The following is a 16,215-nucleotide window of genomic DNA, read 5'->3' on the forward strand; positions in this document are numbered from 1 at the left end:
TCCTCACCTCCTCATCCGCCGTGCAGGACCGTCAGGCCGGCGAGCGCCGACACCAGAGTCGTGTGGTAGCACGTGCTCGCGTCGGAGGTCGCGGCACGGCCGCCGTGGACCGCGTCGGCTTCCGCCAGACGGGCGCGCAGACCGGGGACGGCACCGTCGGCCCGTTGGGTGGCGGCCAGGCACTCCCAGCCGGGGGCCTCGAAGGGCGACGGTTGCCGCAGGCACCGGGCGGAGAGGATGAGCTCCGCCGTCAGATCCCAGTCCCGAGCGGCGATGTACATGCCGAGTAGCCGGTCGACGAGTCTCGCGAGTCGTTGACGTTCGCCTGCGTCCACTCCTTGGGCCAGGCGATAACCGAGATCCGTCGCGTAGAAGATGACGTGGGTGAGGACGTACGCCTCTGCCCGGGACACGTAGACCGGATTCATCGGCCGCGCCGGCATCGTGCTGCGGTACAGCGTGGCGTAAGAGGGAAGATCGTGGCGTACGCCCATCAGATCCAGTGCGTGCCGGAGCTCCATCGTCCGGTGCGGTGGTAGTGCGGGCGCCGTCACGGTGCTGGCCTCCACCAGCGTTTCGACCGTTGACCGGTGGGTGTGTCCGTCCAACCGTCCGCCGCGCTCAAGGGCCGCGGCCACGATGAGATGGGACACCAGCGTTTCCGGCTCCCGAAACGGTCGTTCCCGGTAGACCGGGTGGTGATGGGCGTTCTCCAGGAAGTCCAGGAACTGCGTGATCACGGCGGTGTCCACCGGCCACGAAGAGCGCTGGGCCGACAGCGTGAGGATCGCCAACTCCGACAGCGGGATCTCACACAGTCCGGTCAGCTCCCCCTCCTTGAACGGGTCGAAATGCGACAGGTTCTTGCCGGTCCAGCCCAGCGCTCCCTCGACCACCTGCTCCACCACGGTGGGGGAGGTCACAGGTCGCACTCACAGACGGCGTGCGGATTGTCACCGGAGGCGATGACCCACCACGCACGCTCTCCCTGCCGATAACGTGCCATGGTGCGGGCGAGTTCGGGCATGGCGTCCCTCAAAGGTGCGTCGAGGTCCACCACTCCCGCCTCCTGGAGCCGCTCCACCTGTTGCTGGATCTCGTCGCGGCTGGGGCGTGACGGGGGGTTGCTGGCAGTCATGAGTTCTCACCTTCTCGTCACTACTGGAGGTGGTTGCACCAACCCTGGTCGCCGACGAGCCAGTAGCCGCCGGCCTGTGCCGCGGCCTTGTCCGCCCGTCGCGGATACTTCTGGTCGAGAACGTCGACGACGTTCCGCGCCGGAGCGTCCAGGTCGATCACGCCCTCGTCATGAAGATGTTGAACGTGCGCATAGATCTCGGCCTGAGCTTCGGCGACCGCGCGCTCGTACCCGCCTCCTGGCTCGGCATTCTGCGACGACATGACGGCCTCCGTCCGAAGGGTTCGGTCTGCATACCTCTCCCAGTGTGCGTGAGCCCATGAACCTCGCAACTCAGCGGAAAGTGGAGGTAGTAGCCCTTTCAAGCGTGCCGGGAGATCACGTTGCGGGATCTCCCGAACGCCGGACCATGGGAAAGCGCCCGACCGTGCGGGCGCGACAGCGAAACGCTGACGATGGGGGCCGACCACCCGGGCGCCGCGCGGCGGAGCCGGGTAGCGGGTTCCCCACCGGTCTACAGCCCGAGGCTCTTGGCCACGATGGTCTTCATGACCTCGCTGGTGCCGCCGTAGATCCGGGAGACCCGGGTGTCCGCGTACAGCCGGGCGATCGGGTACTCCAGCATGTAGCCGTAACCGCCGTGCAGTTGGAGGCACTTGTCGATGACGCGGCCGGCGACCTCGGTGCCGAAGAGCTTGATCTTCGCGGCGTCGGCGGCGGTCAGCTCGCCCGCGTCGTCGAGTTCGACGCCCTGGTCGACCATCGCCTGGAGGGCCGCGACCTCGGTCGCGCACTCCGCGAGGACGAACTTGGTGTTCTGGAAGGACGCCACGGCGGTGCCGAAGACCTGCCGCTGCTGGGTGTACTCCTTGGCGAACTGGATCGCGGCGGTCGCGGTGGCGCAGGCGCCGACGCCGATCTGGAGGCGTTCGCGGGCGAGGTTGCGGCCCAGGTAGGAGAAGCCGCGGTCCTGCTCGCCGAGGAGGTTCTGGACCGGGACGCGGACGTCGGTGAAGGAGAGTTCGTTGGTGTCGGAGGAACGCATGCCGATCTTCTCCAGCTTGCGGCCGAACGCGAAGCCCTCGCTGTCGGTGGGGACCACCAGCAGGCTCAGGCCGAAGCGGCGGTCGTCGGCGCGGGCGGGCGAGGTGCGGGCCACGACGACGCACAGCTCGGAGTTGCGGGCGCCGGTGATGAAGGTCTTGGCGCCGTTGAGGACGTAGTGGGTGCCGTCGGCGGAGAGCTTGGCGGTGGTGCGGATGCCGGCCAGGTCGGAGCCGGTGCCGGGCTCCGTCATCGCGATGCACAGCATCGTGTCGCCGCTGGCGATCGAGGGGAACCAGCGCTTCTTCTGCTCCTCGCTCGCGTGGTTGAGCAGATACGGCAGGACGATGCCGGTGGAGACGCCGAAGTGGCCGAAGGAGACCGCGGCCTTGGCGCTCTCCTCGGCGATGACCGCCTGGTACTTGTAGCTGGTCGCGCCGCTGCCGCCGTGCTCCTCGGGGACGTCGAAGCCCATCACGCCGAGGGCGCCCAGCTTGCGGAACAGGTCGCGGTCGACGAGGTTGTCCCGCTCCCACTGCTCGAAGTGCGGCTTCACCTCCCTGGTGATGAAGTCGGCGATCATGGAGCGGAAGTCCTCGTGCTCCTGGTGGTAGATGCTGCGCTTCATGACGGTTCCCTGGGGTCGAGGAGGGGCTGCGGGGCGGTGCGGGGCTACGCCGTGGCGGGGTCGAGCGCGATCACGGCGCCGCCCCGGAGGGTGACCGTGCCGTCGGGAAGGGCCACGGTCAGGTCGAGGTGCGCCGCGCCGTCCTCGACGCGGGTGACGGTGCCGGTGCAGGTGGGGGTGGCGCGCACGGGGGTGATCGCGGTGAAGCGGACCTCGTACGAGCGGATGCGCTCCTGCGGGACGTTGTCGGTGAGGAGCCGTCCCAGGTAGGCCATGGAGAGCATGCCGTGGGCGAAGACGTCGTCGATGCCGACCGCACGGGCTGCGTCGAGGTCGATGTGCACCGGGTTGTGGTCGCCGGAAGCACCCGCGTACAGGGCGAGCACGGTACGGGTGACCTCGGGTGCGACGAGGGTGAAGGTGTCCCCGGTGTTCATGCCGCCGCCGTCCCCTTGTTGGAGTTGTTGGAGTTGTTGGAGTCGTGGGAGTTCGCACGGACGACGACGGTGCCGGTGAGGGTGGCCACGGGGGCACCGTCACGGGTGACCCGGGTGGTGCGCACGATGAACTCCAGCGCGCCGCCCTTCTTCGCGTACACGTCGGTCACCTCGGTGGTGAAGGTGAGCCGGTCGCCCGCGTACGCCATGGCGTGGTACTCGAAGGACTGGCCGCCGTGGAGGATGGTGCGCAGGTCGACGCCGAGGCCGGCGAGCAGGTCGCCGCGGTGCGGGTTCTCCATCTCCAGGCAGAAGAAGAACGTCGGCGGGACGGGCAGGTCGCGGCGGCCGGCGGCTTCGGCCGCTGCGGGGTCGAGGTAGCCGGGGTCGGTCTGCCCGGTGGCGAGGGCGAAGAAGCGCAGCCGGCCCCGTTCCACCTCCACGGTGTGGTCGGGGGTGCGGGTGCCGATGACGGCACGGTCGATGGGCATCGGTTAGGAGACCTTCTCGAAGAGGGTGACGACTCCGGCGGTGCCGAGTCCGAGGTTGTGCTGGAGGCCGAGGGTGACGCCCTCCACCTGGCGGGCACCGGCCTCGCCGCGCAGTTGCCAGGTGATCTCGGCGGTCTGGGCGAGCCCGGTGGCACCGAGCGGGTGACCCTTGGAGAGCAGTCCGCCGGAGGGGTTGGTGACGACGCGTCCGCCGTAGGTGTTGTCGCCGTCGAGGACGAACCGCTCGGCGTCGCCCTCGTCGCACAGGCCGAGCGCCTCGTAGCTGAGCACCTCGTTGACGGTGAAGCAGTCGTGCAGTTCGACGACCTTGACGTCCCGGGGGTCGACGCCGGCCTTCTCATACACCTCGGTGGCGGCGGCGCGGGTCACGTCGGCGCCGACGAGCGAGATGGCGCTCTTGACGTCGAAGAGTCCGGCGTCGTCCGACTGGAGGGCCTGGGCGGCGACGGCGACCTTCGGCGCGATGCCGTGGGCCCGGGCGAACTCGTCGGAGCAGACGATCGCGGCGGCGGCGCCGCAGGTGGGCGGGCAGCACTGGAGCCGGGTCAGCGGGCCGGCGATCCGCGGGGAGTCCAGCACGTCGCGCTCGCTGACGGGGTCGCGGAAGACGGCGTACGGATTGGCCGCGGCGTGCCGGCGCGCCTTGACGGCGACCTTGGCGAAGGTCTCCGCGCGCATGCCGTACTTCGACAGGTACTCCTCACCCGCGGCGGCGAAGTACTGCGGGGTCATGGGGAGTTCGGGGTCGACGTCGTACACCTCGCGCAGCGCGGCGGCGAAGTCGGTGAGCGGGACGGGGCGGTCGGTCCACTTGGCACCGAGGGCGCCGGGCGGCATCTGCTCGAAGCCGACGGCGAGCGCGCACTCGGTCGCGCCGCTCTCGACGGCCTGCCGGGCGAGCCACAGCGCGGAGGAGCCGGAGGCGCAGTTGTTGTTGACGTTGAGCACGGGCACCCGCGTCATCCCGAAGCGGTAGACCACCCGCTGTCCGCAGGTGGAGTCGCCGTAGACGTATCCCGCGTACACCTGCTGGACCGCGGCGTAGTCGAGCCCGGAGTCACGGAGCGCCATGTCGACGGCGCCGGCCCCCATCTCGTCGTACGTACGGGCCGCGCTGGGTTTTGCGAACGGGACCATGCCCACTCCGGCCACGAGCGCTCGCCGACTCATGTCACCCTCCCTTGTTTTGGTTATCGCTTCTTCACTTTCTTGGCCGTCTTGGCTTGTGTCAAGGGGTTCTCATGCCAGATAAACGGTTTTGCTTCAGTCACCGCGAGGGTCGGCGGCCACTCCCCCGCCAAGGCCCGACCAAGGGATTCAAAGAAAGTTCAACGAGCGGCCCGACCAGGGGCGGGGCATCGACCCGAATCCATCGAGCGAAGGCCGGGGGTGCACCCCCGAAGCGTCCGACCGAAGGTCACTGTCGAGCACCCCCTACGTTAGGGATTGTTCACTTTCGAGCACTGACCCGACGCCTTGGCCGTACGGGAGCGAAGGGGCACAAAGGGATCCGCGGACGGCGGCAGCCGGAAGGAGGGACTCCACTTGGTGAGTGTTTGATCACAACGCCGGGGTGGGTGCGGTACCTTGTGCGGTACGAACGACGTCGCCGACCCGGGCAAGCGCCCCGCCCCGGGGCGGCCCACAGCGAGGGACGGACCGCGATGCCCACCGAAGCCGCCAAGCGCACGGGCACCCGCAGGCCCCCGGACCGCAAGGCGCGGATCGTCGACGCGGCGCACGAGCTGTTCCGCGACCGCGGCTACCACAACATCGCCGTGGCGGACGTGGCCGCCGCGGTCGGCATCACCGCCCCCGCGCTGTACCGGCACTTCCGCGGCAAGCCCGACCTGCTGGCGCACGTCGTGGACCGCACCCTCGACACGATGTCGGCGTCCGTGGCCGGAGCGGTGGGCCTCGACGACTACCTCGCCACCGTCGCGGGGCAGTCCATCGAGCGCCGCGGGGCGGCGGTCATCTGGCAGCGGGAGGCGCGCAACCTGCCGGCGGAGCACCGCGAGCGGGCCCGGCACGCCCTGACCGACATCGCGGGCCGCCTCGCCGCGCTGATCGGCTCCCGTCGCCCCGAGCTGTCCCCGGCCGACCGGACGCTGCTCGCCTGGTCGCTGATGTCGGTGTACGGCTCCATCTCCTGGCACCGCACCTCGCTGCCGCGCCGCCGCTTCGAGGAGGTCATGCGCCGCTTGGGGTTCGCCGTGGCCTACTGCGAGCTGGGCACCGCCGACGCGACGCCCGACGCGGCCGCCGAGGAGCGCGCGCCCGGCGCGTACGCCGCCCTCGCCGTGTCCCGGCGCGAGGAGATCCTCACCACCGCCCTGCGCCTCTTCGACGAGCGGGGCTTCCAGTCGGTGAGCACGGACGACATCGGGGAGGCCGCGGGCGCGTCCGGTCCCAGCATCTACAAGCACTTCCCCACCAAGACGGATCTGCTGGTGGCGGGCATTCTGCGCGGCGCCGAGGCCCGCCGGGCGGGCACGGCACGTGCGCTGGAGGCCCCGGGGACCCCGCGCGAGACCCTGCACGCACTGCTGGGCGCGTACATCGACTTCGCCCTGGAGCACGCCCATCTGATCGGGCTGCTGCTGGGCGAGCTGGACCAGCTCCCGGAGAAGGAGCGCCGCTCGGCGCGCCAGGGCCAGCGGGAGTACTTGGACCTGTGGGGCCGCCTCTACCAGGAGCTGCGGCCGGAGGCGGACGCCGCCGAGGCCCGGATCGTCGTCAGCGCCGTACTGACGGTGGTCGACAACGCGGTGCGCACCGGCCGCCTGGGCGGCCGCCCGGACCTCACCGACCGCCTCGCCGAGATCGGCGCGGCCCTGCTGGACGCCCAGTCGGTCGATCGGTGATCTGCGTCACGTGTCGACCCCGGCGGGCGGCGTCGGCAGCGCGGACCGACGGGGAGACTTAGGTCACCCTTCCTTGTTCGGCGGCGCCTCTGGTACAGCTGGGAGGAACACCCCCACACCGGAAGCAATGCCATGAAAGCCACGGACGACCTGAGCCGCGACGAGGCGCCCGACCTCGTGCCCTTCGCGATCGACCTGACCTTCGAGGAGGCCCGCCGTCGGGCCGAGGTCGTCGCCGCGCTGGGACCGCACTGGGACCCCGTGGCCGCGCTGCGCGACGAGGAGGAGGCGTACGCGCGGCTGTACGCGGACCTGGACGCCGAGCAGCGCAGGACGTACGACATGCTGGTGGCGGCCGGAGTGCTGCCGGGTGGAGGGCCGGGCCGTGCGGCTGCCCATTGACCCCCAGGCGGACGACGCCCGGCGCGCCTGGGTGGCCTGCCCCGCATGTGACGACGCCCGGTCCTGCGCGACCTGTGCGCAGCGCCGCAACTGCCGGGACCACTGGCGCTACCTGATCGCCAACAAGGGGCCCGTCGTCCACCTCCAGTGCCCGAACTGCACCCATCTGTGGACGCTGGACACCCGGCCCGGCCGGGCCCGTCGCCCCGACGGCGACGGCGCACGGCACGGGCACCGACCCCAGTCGGACACCGCTGCTTGATCATGCGGTGTCAGCCCTGGTCAGGCCGTACTTACAGCTCACGCAATAATGCGATTTGTGAGCGAACTTCCCTTCCCCCTCCCTTCCGAGCACATACCCGCGGGCACCGTGGCCTGGCGGTCCGCCGACGCCGCGCAGTGGTCGGCCGCCGCCCCGCGGCGCTGGGCGCATCCGCTGGGGGCGGTGCTCGCCCTGGCCGTCGGGATGGTGTGGTTCGTCGTGTCCGCACCGGAGGAGGCGTGCACGACGGCCCGGCCGTGCGCCAGTTCGTGGCCGAACATCACCATGACGGTGCTGGCGCTGCTGTGCCTGTACGGGGTCTGGCGCCAGCCGCTGCTGGCCCTCGGCGGCCTGGGCACGCTCTTCGCAGCCGTCCTGGTCGAAGCGGACTTCGCCCTCTCCGACCTCGGCGCCGGGGGAATCGCCCTGCTCGGCGCGCTCGGCTTCGCCGTGGTGACGGTGGTCCACCGGGTCGGCTCCGCCCGGCGCCAACGTACCCTCGCCGAAGCGGCAGCCGGTGACGTCCGGCACCAACTCCCCGACGGCTCGGGCGACTTCAAGCGCGGCCGGCTCTCGCTGGTCGTCGGGGTGCTCCTGCTCGCGGTGTCGGCGTTCGCCCTCTGGCGCGCCCTGGACGTGGTGTCCGGATACGAGGACCGGGCCGCGGGCGCGACCCGGGTCAGCGCGAAGGTCGTCGGGGTCGACGCCGTCGACGTCGACGTCTCGACGCTGGTCGTCGAGGCCCGGGACGGCCAGCGCCGGCACACCCTCGACACGGTCTTCCCCGAGGACTACCCGGTGGGCACCTCGGTGGACCTCGTGGTCGACGGCGACTGGGTCCGGCTGGTCGCCGAGCCGTACGACATCTTCGACTGGGAACTGCTGCTGGTGCTGAGCTCGGTCCCGGGTCTCGCGTTCCTCCTCAACGGAGCGACCGGCCACCTCAGGGCCCGCTCGCTCAACGGCCGCGCCCTGCCCGCGCTCCGGGTCCTGGTGCACGAGGGCGAGGAGGACGCCCGTACCTACGTGTACGCGGCCGACGACCTCGCCGCCGAACGGCCTCTCCTCACCTTCCACTCGCTCTACGCCACCGAGGCGGGCCGCCTCCCGGACGACGAAGCGCGGGTCGAGACCGCGGAGGAGGAGTCGGAGCGGTTCGACGCGTTGCTGGCGTCCGGCAAGAACCCGCCGCTGCGCGAAGCGGTCCTGCTCGGTGCGCCGTACGCGGGCGCCGAAGTCGCCTTCCTCGCCCCGGAACCGACGGGCAAGACGGAGCAGGTCGACGTGGAACGCAGCGTCACCCCCGTACGGCCCTACGCCCTGGGGCCGCTGTCCCCCAAGGCGTACGGCCGCGCCAAGGCGCCCGGGCAGCAGCCGGCCCGTCGTCGAGCGCGCCGCCGCCCGGTGCGCGAGGTCGCCGACGGGATGCGGCCGACCACGGCCCCGCGCAGTTGGACCGCCGACGGCGGCTCCCGCGGCGTCGGCGTGTTCCTGCTGGCCGTGCAGGGCATCACGCTGGCCCAGCTCCTGGTCGGCGACTGGTCCTGGTACAAGGTGTTGGCGCTGTTCGCGCTGCCGTACTTCATCACGATCGTGGCGACGGCGCTGAACTGGCGCCTGACCGCGGACCGCGGCGGGGTGTGGGTGCGCGGCGGCTGGCGGGTGCGCCACGTGCGCTGGGAGCGGATCGCCGGCGTCCGGCACGCCCACGACACCGTCGAGATCAGCATCTCCGGCAGCCGGGACGAGATCGAACTGATGCCGGTGAGCGCCGGCTGGTTCCAGCGGCGCCTGGGCAAGGGCTCGGCCGCTGCGGACGCCACCGAGGCGCTGCGGGCGATGCTGCACTACCCGGAGCTGCGCCCGACCGAGGACGCCGAATCCCGCGACCAGGGAGCGCCGCTGGGGCCGGTCATCGCGGGCTTCACGCTGGTCTGGGCCGCCGCGGTGCTGCTGCTCTGACCCGCGCCCCGGCTCCCCCGGGGTCGATCGTGTCAACTCGGTGAACTGCCGGGGCACGCGGGGCAGGGGCACTAGCATCGCGGCAAAGGGCATTCCCCCGCCGCCGGGAGGCTGTTGTGTCCCCTGCCATCGACCGCCGTGACCTGCTGAAACTGTTCGCCGCCGGTCCCCTGGCCGTACCCGCCACCACCGCCGCCGCATCGGCCGCGCCCGTCGACCGGGCCGCGCCGGGCATCGTCAAGCCGCTGCCGCCCGACGTGTTCACCGTGCGCGGCACCAACGCCGAGACCCGTACGGATGCGTTCCGGGGCACCGGGCTGCTCACCCCCGCCGAGCGCTTCTTCGTCCGCAACCACACCTCCACGCCCCGGCTGAGCGAGCGGGACTGGAAGTTGACGGTGTGGGGCACCGGGCTGCGGGGCCGCAGCCCGGTGGAGTTCGACTACGGGCGGCTGCGCTCGCTGCCGTCGGTGACCCGTACCGCCGTCGTCGAGTGCGCGGGCAACGGCCGCAGCTACTTCGCCTCGCAGCAGGGCGAGCAGGTCAGCGGCACCCCGTGGACGCTGGGCGCGATCGGCGCGGCCCGCTGGCGCGGGGTGCGGCTGCGGGACGTGCTGGAACTGGCGGGCGCCTCGCCGTCGGCGGTGGCGGTGATGCCCCGCGGCCTGGACGACGAGTTCGTCACCGACGGCGTCAACCTCGGGCGGGTGCGCCGGCCGCTGCCGCTGGCGAAGGCGGTGGACGACGTGATCCTCGCGTACGAGATGAACGGCGAGCCCTTGCCGTACGACCACGGGTTCCCGGTGCGGGTCGTCGTGCCGTCGTGGATAGGGATCGCCTCGGTGAAGTGGGTCGGGGACATCGAGGTCAGCGAGACTCCGCTGGACTCGCCGTGGACGACCCGCTTCTACCGGCTCTTCGGCGCCGGCCACCCGCCCGAGGGGTCCGCGCCGCTGACCCGGCAGACGCTGAAGAGCGCCTTCGAACTGGCGCCCGGCGCGCAGTTGGCGGCCGGCCGGGAGCACCTGCTCACCGGCCGCGCCTGGTCGGCCGCGGCCCCCGTGCAGCGGGTGGAGGTCAGCGTGGACGGCGGGGCGCAGTGGAGCGCGGCACGGCTGTGCGACGTGCCGCGCCCCGACGGTTGGGTGCGGTGGGCCCTGCCCTGGCGGCCGGAGCGCACCGGGCCGGGCCACCTGTTGTCACGCACGACCGACCTGGCCGGGAACGTCCAGCCGGCCCGGACGGCCCACAACACCCAGGGCTATCTGTTCGACGCCGTCGTACGCCACCCGGTGACCGTCACCTGAGCACCCCGGCCAACAGTGCGCCGGTCTTCTTGATGAGCGCGTTGTCACGGGGGCCTTCGGGCGAGTCGGGCTTGGTGCTGAAGACGGCCAGCACCACCGGTGCGCCTTCGGGCGTCCAGGCGATGCCGACGTCGTTGTTGGTGCCGTACTCGCCGCCGCCGGTCTTGTCGCCGAGCTTCCAGTCGGCGGGCAGCCCGGCGCGCAGCCGCTCCCCGCTGGTGGTGTTGGCCAGCAGCCAGTCGGTGAGCAGTCGGCGGTCCGGGCGGCTGAGTTCGGTGCCGAGGACGAGCCGGGCGTAGGTGACCGCGATGGCCTTCGGGGTCGTGGTGTCGGTGACGCGGCCCGGCTCGGCGGTGTTGAGGTCGGGCTCCCAGCGGTCGAGCCGGGTGACGTCGTCGTCGACGGAACGGCAGAAGTCGGTGATCGCCGTGGGGCCGCCGATCTGCCGCAGCAGCAGGTTCGCGGCGCAGTTGTCGCTGTGGGTGATGCTGGCGTCGCAGAGCTCGCGGATCGTCATGCCGCCCGCGACGTTCTTCTCCAGGGCGGTGATCCGGGAGGAGTCCGGGCCGCCCGCGGCGAGCACGTCGTCGTACGTGTACCGGATGCGGCGGGCCAGCACCTCGCCGTTGCGGTCCAGGTCGCGCAGGACGGCGGCGACGCCCAGCGTCTTGAACACCGAGCAGATCGGGAAGCGCCGGGTCGCGTTGTGCGTGACGGTCGCCCCGGTGCGGAAGTTGTGGCCGACCACGCCGAGGAGTGCGCCGTGCTCCTTCTCGTACACGCGCAACTGCGCCGCCACGGCGGGGTCGGTGGCGCCGAGTGCCGCGCCGCGCCGACCGACGGCGGGGGCGGGGGCCGGGGCGGCCACGGCGGGGGCCGCGGCCAGGCCGACGGCCAGCGTCGATCCGGCTCCGACGGCGAGCGCGGTGCGGCGGCTGAGGGTTCCTCGCGTCTTCACGATCTCGTTCCCCATGTCGTTGGTACTGGCATCGATCAGTGATCACCACGTGGTGGGCCGAGCCGACGGTTCCATCGCGGTGCGGTGATGTGCCGCGGGTCGCGTTTGACCTTCGAGCCGCTTGAACCTGCACCATCGCGTTCATGAACGACGACGACACGCACGACGACCTGATGGGCATCGGGCCCTTCGCCCGGCTGGTGGGGCTCGCGCCCAGCGCCCTGCGCTTCTACGACGACTGCGGGGTGCTGCGGCCCGCACACGTGGACGCTGCGACGGGATACCGCTCCTACGCGCCCCACCAGGAAGCCCGCGCCGTGCTGGTGCGGCGGCTGCGGGAGGCCGGGCTGCCGCTCACCGAGGCGACCGTGGTCCTCGACGGCGACCGGCAGCGGGCCCGCGAGGTCCTGGCGGACCACGCGCTCAAGGTCCGCAGGACCGCGGCGACGGCCCACGCCACGATCGCGGCCCTGCTGGGCGAACTGGCCGGGACGGCGGACGCGACGGCACGGACGGCGGTCGACGGCGCCCAGTGGGCGAGCGCCCTGCGCCAGGTGGCGCCCGCGGTCGCCCCGGCCGCGGCGCGCCGTGAGTTCCCCGTGCTCGGGCGCGTCCTGGTCGAACTCGACGGCCACGAGGTGCGCGTGGTGGCCACGGACCGCTATCGGCTGGCAGTGCGCGAGTTGCGCGCCGTTTCCGTCGAAGGCGGTGGGGCCCGGCTGACGCTGGCGGCCGGGGCGGTGCCGGAGGTCGCGGCCTGGGCGCTGCGGCAGCCGCAGGTCCTGATCGAGGCGTCCGCGGATGCGGCGGGCGGCCGGTTGTCCGGCGACGACGGGACCACCTGGCCGCTGCGGTCCGCGGACGCCGGGGAGGGCACGTATCCGGACTACCGGGCGGTGCTGGCGGGTCTGCCCCCGGTGCGGCAGCGGATCGTCGTCGACCGCGGAGCACTGCGCGCCGCCGTCGTCGAGGGCGCCCTCCCGCCGGGCCCGCTCCGGCTCGCGGCCACGGACCGAGGCTTGACGGTCGCGTCCGCCGCCGAACGCGGGGCGGGGCCGGTCGAACTGCCCGCCATCGCCACCGGCGTGACGGTCCCCTTCGCGATGGCCCCGGACGTCCTGCTGCCGGCCCTGGAGGCGAGCGTGGGCCCCGACGTGCTGCTGGAGGTCGCCGACGCGGCGCAGCCCGTCGTGATCCGCTCCGCCGACCAGGGCGGCTTCACCACCCTCGCGATGCCCGTCCGCCTGACCCCCGACACCGAACACTGACCGAGGACCGAGAGGCGAGAACCGTGGATCCCCACCACCCCGTCGTGGCGCTGTGCGCCGAAGGCATGCAGGCCGAAGCGGCCGGCGCCGCCGAGCGCGCGTCCGAACTGTTCCGCCAGGCGTGGCAGGCGGCCGAAGCCGCCGACCCCGTGGACGACTACGCGGCCTGTGTCGCCGCGCACTACGTCGCCCGACACCAGCCGACGCCCCGCGACACGCTGCACTGGAACCTGGTCTGCCTGGAGCGGGCGGACCGGGTCGGCGACGAACGCGTGCGCGGCTTCTATCCGTCGCTGCACCTGAACCTCGCCGGCGCGTACCGGGAACTCGACGAGCCGGACCGGGCCCGCGAGCACTTCGCCCGCGCCGCCGAGCGCCTCGACGACCTGCCCGAGGGGCCCTACGCCCAGTGGATCCGCATCGCGGTGGCCGACGGCCTGCGCTGGTCGGGCGCGGTACGAGACCGCCCGTCCGAGCCGTTGTTGGCCCGGCTACTGGCCGAGTTCTGCGCCCGCGGCGACCTCAAGTCGCTCGGACTCCTGCTGCCCGCGTACTTGACGGACCTGGGTGGCGAAGACGACCGCGTCCGCCTGGTGACCGCGCTCCACCAGGTCCACGCCTCGCGCTGGCTCCCGCCCGAAGCGGGCGCCGACGTCGGTCGGGTCATCGCCGCGCTGGGGCGCGTGTGACGGATCTCGCCGGGTGAGGACCGGGCGAGATCCGTGACGGCGGCGGGCCTCAGGACTCCGCGGGCATCAGGCGGGTCACCTTGCCCTGCGGGGTGGCGTCCAGGTAGCCGGACTGGCGGTACTCGTTCGACACGTAGATCCCGATGCCCAACTTCCGTTCGGAGACGGTGTTCGGCTCCCTGACGACCAGGTACCGGGTGGTCACGTCCTGGACGTTCAGGTCGCGTTTCGCCCTGTCCAGCAGGGCGGGGAGCGCGTCCCAGTTGAAGGCGCCGACGTCGAAGGGCTGGTGGCCGGGGAACAGGGCGCCCTTGATGGGTAGCTGGGTGACGCCCTCGTTGAGGCGGTACATGTACGAGTCGTACTTGGTGTTGCTGCCCTTCACCATGGCCTGCACGACCGCGTACTCCGGATAGACGGTGAGGCGCGCCATCCGCTTGGTGTCGGTGACTTCCGACAGTTCCTTGACGGCCAGTTGGATGCCTCGGGGCGTCAGGAGGTCCTTCACCTCGCCCTTCTCGGCGCCCTTTCCCTTGTCTGCGGGGGTGCCGGAGGTCTTCGCGCCGGGGCTCGGCGATGCGGTGGCGCCGGGGCCGGTGGACGCCGGGGAGTCCTTCTTGTCGTCCTGGCCCTGCGGGAGCAGGAGCCAGACGATGGAGCCGATCAGCGCCGTGGAGAGCAGTGATGAACCGATCATGAGGCGGCGGCCGAGGCGCGAGGGGGGACCCGGCTGCGGCACGGGGGCGGACAGCGGGCCGGTGGGGCCCTGCCCGGACGCAGAAGTGGACGAAGCAGTAGACGGGGGCGCGGGGGTGGGGGTGGGCGTGGGGGCGCCGAAACCTTCCGCCGTGCCCGGCGGGGCGAGTTGGTACGACGTGGCGTCGGCGGAGGTCGCCCCGGTGACTGCGGCGGCACCCGCCGCAGCGCTCGGCGCTCCGCCCCCGGGCGCAGGCGCCGACACCGCGCCCGGTTCCGCCGCCGCGTCGGCGAGCATCCGGTCCAGCGCGGCCGGGCCCGGCCGCGCCCCCGGATCCTTGACCAGCGCGGCCTGGAGCACCGTGGTCAGCGGGCCCGCCTGCTGCGGCGGCGGCAACTGCTCGTTGAGCACGGCCGCGAGGGTCGCCAGGGTCGTGGCCCGCCGCAGCGGATGACGGCCCTCCACCGCGACGTACAGCATCATCGCCAGCGACCACAGGTCGGACTCGGGGCCGCCGTCCTCCCCGGTGATGCGCTCGGGGGCCATGTAGTCCGGGGTGCCGATGATGGACCCGGTGGCGGTGAGGACCGTGGACTCGCGGATGGCGGCGATGCCGAAGTCGGTGAGGACGGGGCGGCCGTCGGGCCGCAGCAGTACGTTCGCCGGCTTGACGTCGCGGTGCTGGATGCCCGCCGCGTGCGCGGCGCTCAGGGCCGCCAGGACCTCGCGGCCGAGCCGGGCGGCCGCCACGGCCGGCAGGGGGCCGCGGGCGAGCCGGTCCGCGAGCGAACCGCCCGTGACCAACTCCATCACCAACCAGGGGTAGGTGCCCTCGCCGCCGTCGACGACGTGGTGGATGGTGACGACGTTGGGATGGTCGACGCGGGCCAGCGCACGGGCCTCCCGCAGCACCCGGGCGCGCAGCAGGCGCGCGGCCTCCGGGTCGAACTCGGCCAGCGCCGGGTCAGGCGGCCGGACCTCCTTCAGCGCCACGGCCCGGTCGAGGAGCAGGTCCCTGGCCCGCCAGACCATCCCCATGCCGCCACCGCCGAGGCGCGCCTCCAACTCGAACCGACCGTCGATGACGCGTCTTCCCGCGTTCCCGTTGTCCCCGCCGCTCATGGCCGGGAGCTTACGAGATGGGACCGACACCGCGTCACCCGGTCCACGCGGTCCGCGGGCGGCGCGCCCGCGGTCAGTGCGCCCGTCAGTAGCCTGGGGTGTCGAAGTGCTCCAGGACGGTGGTCATCAGCCGGCGCTGGAAGGGCATGTCGCTGGTGGCGGCGCAAATGATGACGGCGTGGACGCCGTCGTCGTCCGCGGTGAAGGCCCGTTCGACGCAGGTGCGCACCTCGTCGGACGCGGACTGCTGGAACCGGTAGGTCAGTTCGGCCGCGTCGCCCGTCGGGTTCTCCGGCCCGCTCTGCACGGGGCCGAGCTTCATCCGGCGGTAGCCGGACTGGTCGCTGAGTTCGGAGTCCGACTTGGTCACCACGGAGAGGGGCGTCTCGCTTCCGGTCGAGAGGTCCAGGACCATCAGTTGGTCGTCGCCGAGGGGATCGGCGTAGGCGAGGTCGGTGTGGACGCTGGCGCGCCGCCATCCGTCGGGGACGGCGAGGGTGTAGCCGTCGACGTAGGTGAGCGTGTAGTCCGCGCTGTCCAGGCCGCTGACCGGGTCGCCCTCGTCGCCCGGTTCGCCGTCGTCGGACGCCGAGGCGGAGGCGCCCGGGCGCGGCTCCGGGGAGCCGTCGTCGTCGACCGCGTAGCGGACGGTGGTGGCGACGGCCGCCACGGCCGCCACCGCGGCGACCACGACGGCTGCGGTGCGGCCCCGCCGTCGGCGGGCGGGGGCCGGCCGGCCCGGGAGCGCCGCCCCGTCGGGGCCCGGCGGCACCGTGGCGAGCGCGGTCTCCGTGGCGGAGGGGTCCCACTGGGGCGGGAGCAGCGGGAAGGGGGGCGGCGGCGCGGTGTACGGCACGGGCTCCTCGTGCCGCGCCCACCGCTGGGCCCGCGCGTCCCAGCGCGCCGTGCCGTCGTCGTTCAC

At 72.5% G+C, this 16,215-nt stretch carries 17 protein-coding genes; 7 read left to right on the forward strand and 10 right to left on the reverse strand.

Going from position 1 to position 16,215, the window contains the following annotated elements; all coding sequences use genetic code 11:
- Positions 1-11: 11 nt before the first annotated feature.
- From ACH4E8_RS30015 to ACH4E8_RS30045, 7 genes are all read right to left on the reverse strand, one after another.
- Positions 12-923 (reverse strand): DUF6895 family protein, encoded by a 912-nt coding sequence (locus tag ACH4E8_RS30015; RefSeq protein ID WP_398454128.1) that lies wholly within the window; start codon positions 921-923, stop codon positions 12-14.
- Entirely contained in the window at positions 920-1,138 is a 219-nt protein-coding gene (locus tag ACH4E8_RS30020) for a hypothetical protein (protein WP_398454131.1), read from the reverse strand. The genes ACH4E8_RS30015 and ACH4E8_RS30020 overlap by 4 nt, the downstream gene beginning before the upstream one ends.
- A 20-nt stretch (positions 1,139-1,158) precedes the next feature.
- Positions 1,159-1,401, reverse strand: a complete 243-nt coding sequence (locus ACH4E8_RS30025) for a hypothetical protein (protein WP_398454134.1) — start codon at positions 1,399-1,401, stop codon at positions 1,159-1,161.
- A gap of 251 nt (positions 1,402-1,652) precedes the next feature.
- Positions 1,653-2,810: an acyl-CoA dehydrogenase family protein gene (locus ACH4E8_RS30030; protein ID WP_398454137.1), complete on the reverse strand. Its 1,158-nt coding sequence runs from the start codon at positions 2,808-2,810 to the stop codon at positions 1,653-1,655.
- A gap of 44 nt (positions 2,811-2,854) precedes the next feature.
- A complete protein-coding gene (locus ACH4E8_RS30035) occupies positions 2,855-3,247 on the reverse strand; it encodes a MaoC/PaaZ C-terminal domain-containing protein (protein ID WP_398454140.1) in 393 nt (130 codons plus the stop codon).
- Positions 3,244-3,738: a MaoC family dehydratase N-terminal domain-containing protein gene (locus ACH4E8_RS30040; protein WP_398454143.1), complete on the reverse strand. Its 495-nt coding sequence runs from the start codon at positions 3,736-3,738 to the stop codon at positions 3,244-3,246. Before ACH4E8_RS30040 ends, ACH4E8_RS30035 begins: the two co-directional genes overlap by 4 nt.
- Positions 3,739-3,741: 3 nt before the next feature.
- Positions 3,742-4,929 (reverse strand): lipid-transfer protein, encoded by a 1,188-nt coding sequence (locus ACH4E8_RS30045; protein WP_398454146.1) that lies wholly within the window; start codon positions 4,927-4,929, stop codon positions 3,742-3,744.
- 494 nt (positions 4,930-5,423) lie between these two features.
- Between ACH4E8_RS30045 and ACH4E8_RS30050 the strand changes: the two genes are divergently transcribed.
- The 5 genes from ACH4E8_RS30050 to ACH4E8_RS30070 all read left to right on the forward strand — a co-directional run bounded on the left by ACH4E8_RS30050 (position 5,424) and on the right by ACH4E8_RS30070 (position 10,559).
- Positions 5,424-6,626: a TetR/AcrR family transcriptional regulator gene (locus ACH4E8_RS30050; RefSeq protein WP_398454148.1), complete on the forward strand. Its 1,203-nt coding sequence runs from the start codon at positions 5,424-5,426 to the stop codon at positions 6,624-6,626.
- Between the two features lie 132 nt (positions 6,627-6,758).
- Positions 6,759-7,028 (forward strand): DUF6400 family protein, encoded by a 270-nt coding sequence (locus ACH4E8_RS30055; protein ID WP_398454150.1) that lies wholly within the window; start codon positions 6,759-6,761, stop codon positions 7,026-7,028.
- Complete coding sequence (locus tag ACH4E8_RS30060; RefSeq protein WP_398454153.1) at positions 7,012-7,290, forward strand: hypothetical protein; 279 nt, start codon at positions 7,012-7,014, stop codon at positions 7,288-7,290. Before ACH4E8_RS30055 ends, ACH4E8_RS30060 begins: the two co-directional genes overlap by 17 nt.
- A 57-nt stretch (positions 7,291-7,347) precedes the next feature.
- Complete coding sequence (locus ACH4E8_RS30065) at positions 7,348-9,252, forward strand: hypothetical protein (RefSeq protein ID WP_398454155.1); 1,905 nt, start codon at positions 7,348-7,350, stop codon at positions 9,250-9,252.
- Positions 9,253-9,368: 116 nt separating this feature from the next.
- Positions 9,369-10,559 carry a sulfite oxidase gene (locus tag ACH4E8_RS30070; RefSeq protein WP_398454158.1) on the forward strand — a complete coding sequence of 397 codons (1,191 nt, stop codon included), beginning with the start codon at positions 9,369-9,371 and terminating at the stop codon, positions 10,557-10,559.
- Here the strand turns inward: ACH4E8_RS30070 and bla are convergent.
- Positions 10,552-11,532, reverse strand: coding sequence for a class A beta-lactamase (bla, locus tag ACH4E8_RS30075; protein ID WP_398454160.1), 981 nt, complete (start codon positions 11,530-11,532; stop codon positions 10,552-10,554). The genes ACH4E8_RS30070 and bla overlap by 8 nt on opposite strands.
- Before the next feature lie 128 nt (positions 11,533-11,660).
- On the opposite strand from bla, the gene ACH4E8_RS30080 reads away from it, so the two are divergent.
- Both ACH4E8_RS30080 and ACH4E8_RS30085 read left to right on the forward strand, forming a co-directional pair.
- Positions 11,661-12,785 carry a MerR family transcriptional regulator gene (locus ACH4E8_RS30080; protein WP_398454162.1) on the forward strand — a complete coding sequence of 375 codons (1,125 nt, stop codon included), beginning with the start codon at positions 11,661-11,663 and terminating at the stop codon, positions 12,783-12,785.
- 23 nt (positions 12,786-12,808) lie between these two features.
- Positions 12,809-13,474 carry a hypothetical protein gene (locus ACH4E8_RS30085; RefSeq protein ID WP_398454165.1) on the forward strand — a complete coding sequence of 222 codons (666 nt, stop codon included), beginning with the start codon at positions 12,809-12,811 and terminating at the stop codon, positions 13,472-13,474.
- Between the two features lie 49 nt (positions 13,475-13,523).
- Here the strand turns inward: ACH4E8_RS30085 and ACH4E8_RS30090 are convergent, their stop codons facing one another.
- Together ACH4E8_RS30090 and ACH4E8_RS30095 are read right to left on the reverse strand one after the other, a co-directional pair.
- Complete coding sequence (locus ACH4E8_RS30090) at positions 13,524-15,293, reverse strand: serine/threonine-protein kinase (protein WP_398454167.1); 1,770 nt, start codon at positions 15,291-15,293, stop codon at positions 13,524-13,526.
- A gap of 85 nt (positions 15,294-15,378) precedes the next feature.
- Positions 15,379-16,215: a hypothetical protein gene (locus ACH4E8_RS30095; protein WP_398454169.1), complete on the reverse strand. Its 837-nt coding sequence runs from the start codon at positions 16,213-16,215 to the stop codon at positions 15,379-15,381.

Source organism: Streptomyces sp. NPDC017979 (assembly GCF_044328175.1).
Taxonomy (GTDB): Bacteria; Actinomycetota; Actinomycetes; order Streptomycetales; family Streptomycetaceae; genus Streptomyces.

Bases quoted from the DNA above. Each gene is read 5' to 3' on its own strand.
- ACH4E8_RS30020 (WP_398454131.1), bottom strand. From the start codon at position 1,138: ATGACTGCCAGCAACCCCCCGTCACGCCCCAGCCGCGACGAGATCCAG.
- bla (WP_398454160.1), bottom strand. From the start codon at position 11,532: ATGGGGAACGAGATCGTGAAGACGCGAGGAACCCTCAGCCGCCGCACC.
- ACH4E8_RS30030 (WP_398454137.1), bottom strand. From the start codon at position 2,810: ATGAAGCGCAGCATCTACCACCAGGAGCACGAGGACTTCCGCTCCATG.
- ACH4E8_RS30045 (WP_398454146.1), bottom strand. From the start codon at position 4,929: ATGAGTCGGCGAGCGCTCGTGGCCGGAGTGGGCATGGTCCCGTTCGCA.
- ACH4E8_RS30025 (WP_398454134.1), bottom strand. From the start codon at position 1,401: ATGTCGTCGCAGAATGCCGAGCCAGGAGGCGGGTACGAGCGCGCGGTC.
- ACH4E8_RS30050 (WP_398454148.1), top strand. From the start codon at position 5,424: ATGCCCACCGAAGCCGCCAAGCGCACGGGCACCCGCAGGCCCCCGGAC.
- ACH4E8_RS30090 (WP_398454167.1), bottom strand. From the start codon at position 15,293: ATGAGCGGCGGGGACAACGGGAACGCGGGAAGACGCGTCATCGACGGT.
- ACH4E8_RS30080 (WP_398454162.1), top strand. From the start codon at position 11,661: ATGAACGACGACGACACGCACGACGACCTGATGGGCATCGGGCCCTTC.
- ACH4E8_RS30055 (WP_398454150.1), top strand. From the start codon at position 6,759: ATGAAAGCCACGGACGACCTGAGCCGCGACGAGGCGCCCGACCTCGTG.
- ACH4E8_RS30040 (WP_398454143.1), bottom strand. From the start codon at position 3,738: ATGCCCATCGACCGTGCCGTCATCGGCACCCGCACCCCCGACCACACC.
- ACH4E8_RS30035 (WP_398454140.1), bottom strand. From the start codon at position 3,247: ATGAACACCGGGGACACCTTCACCCTCGTCGCACCCGAGGTCACCCGT.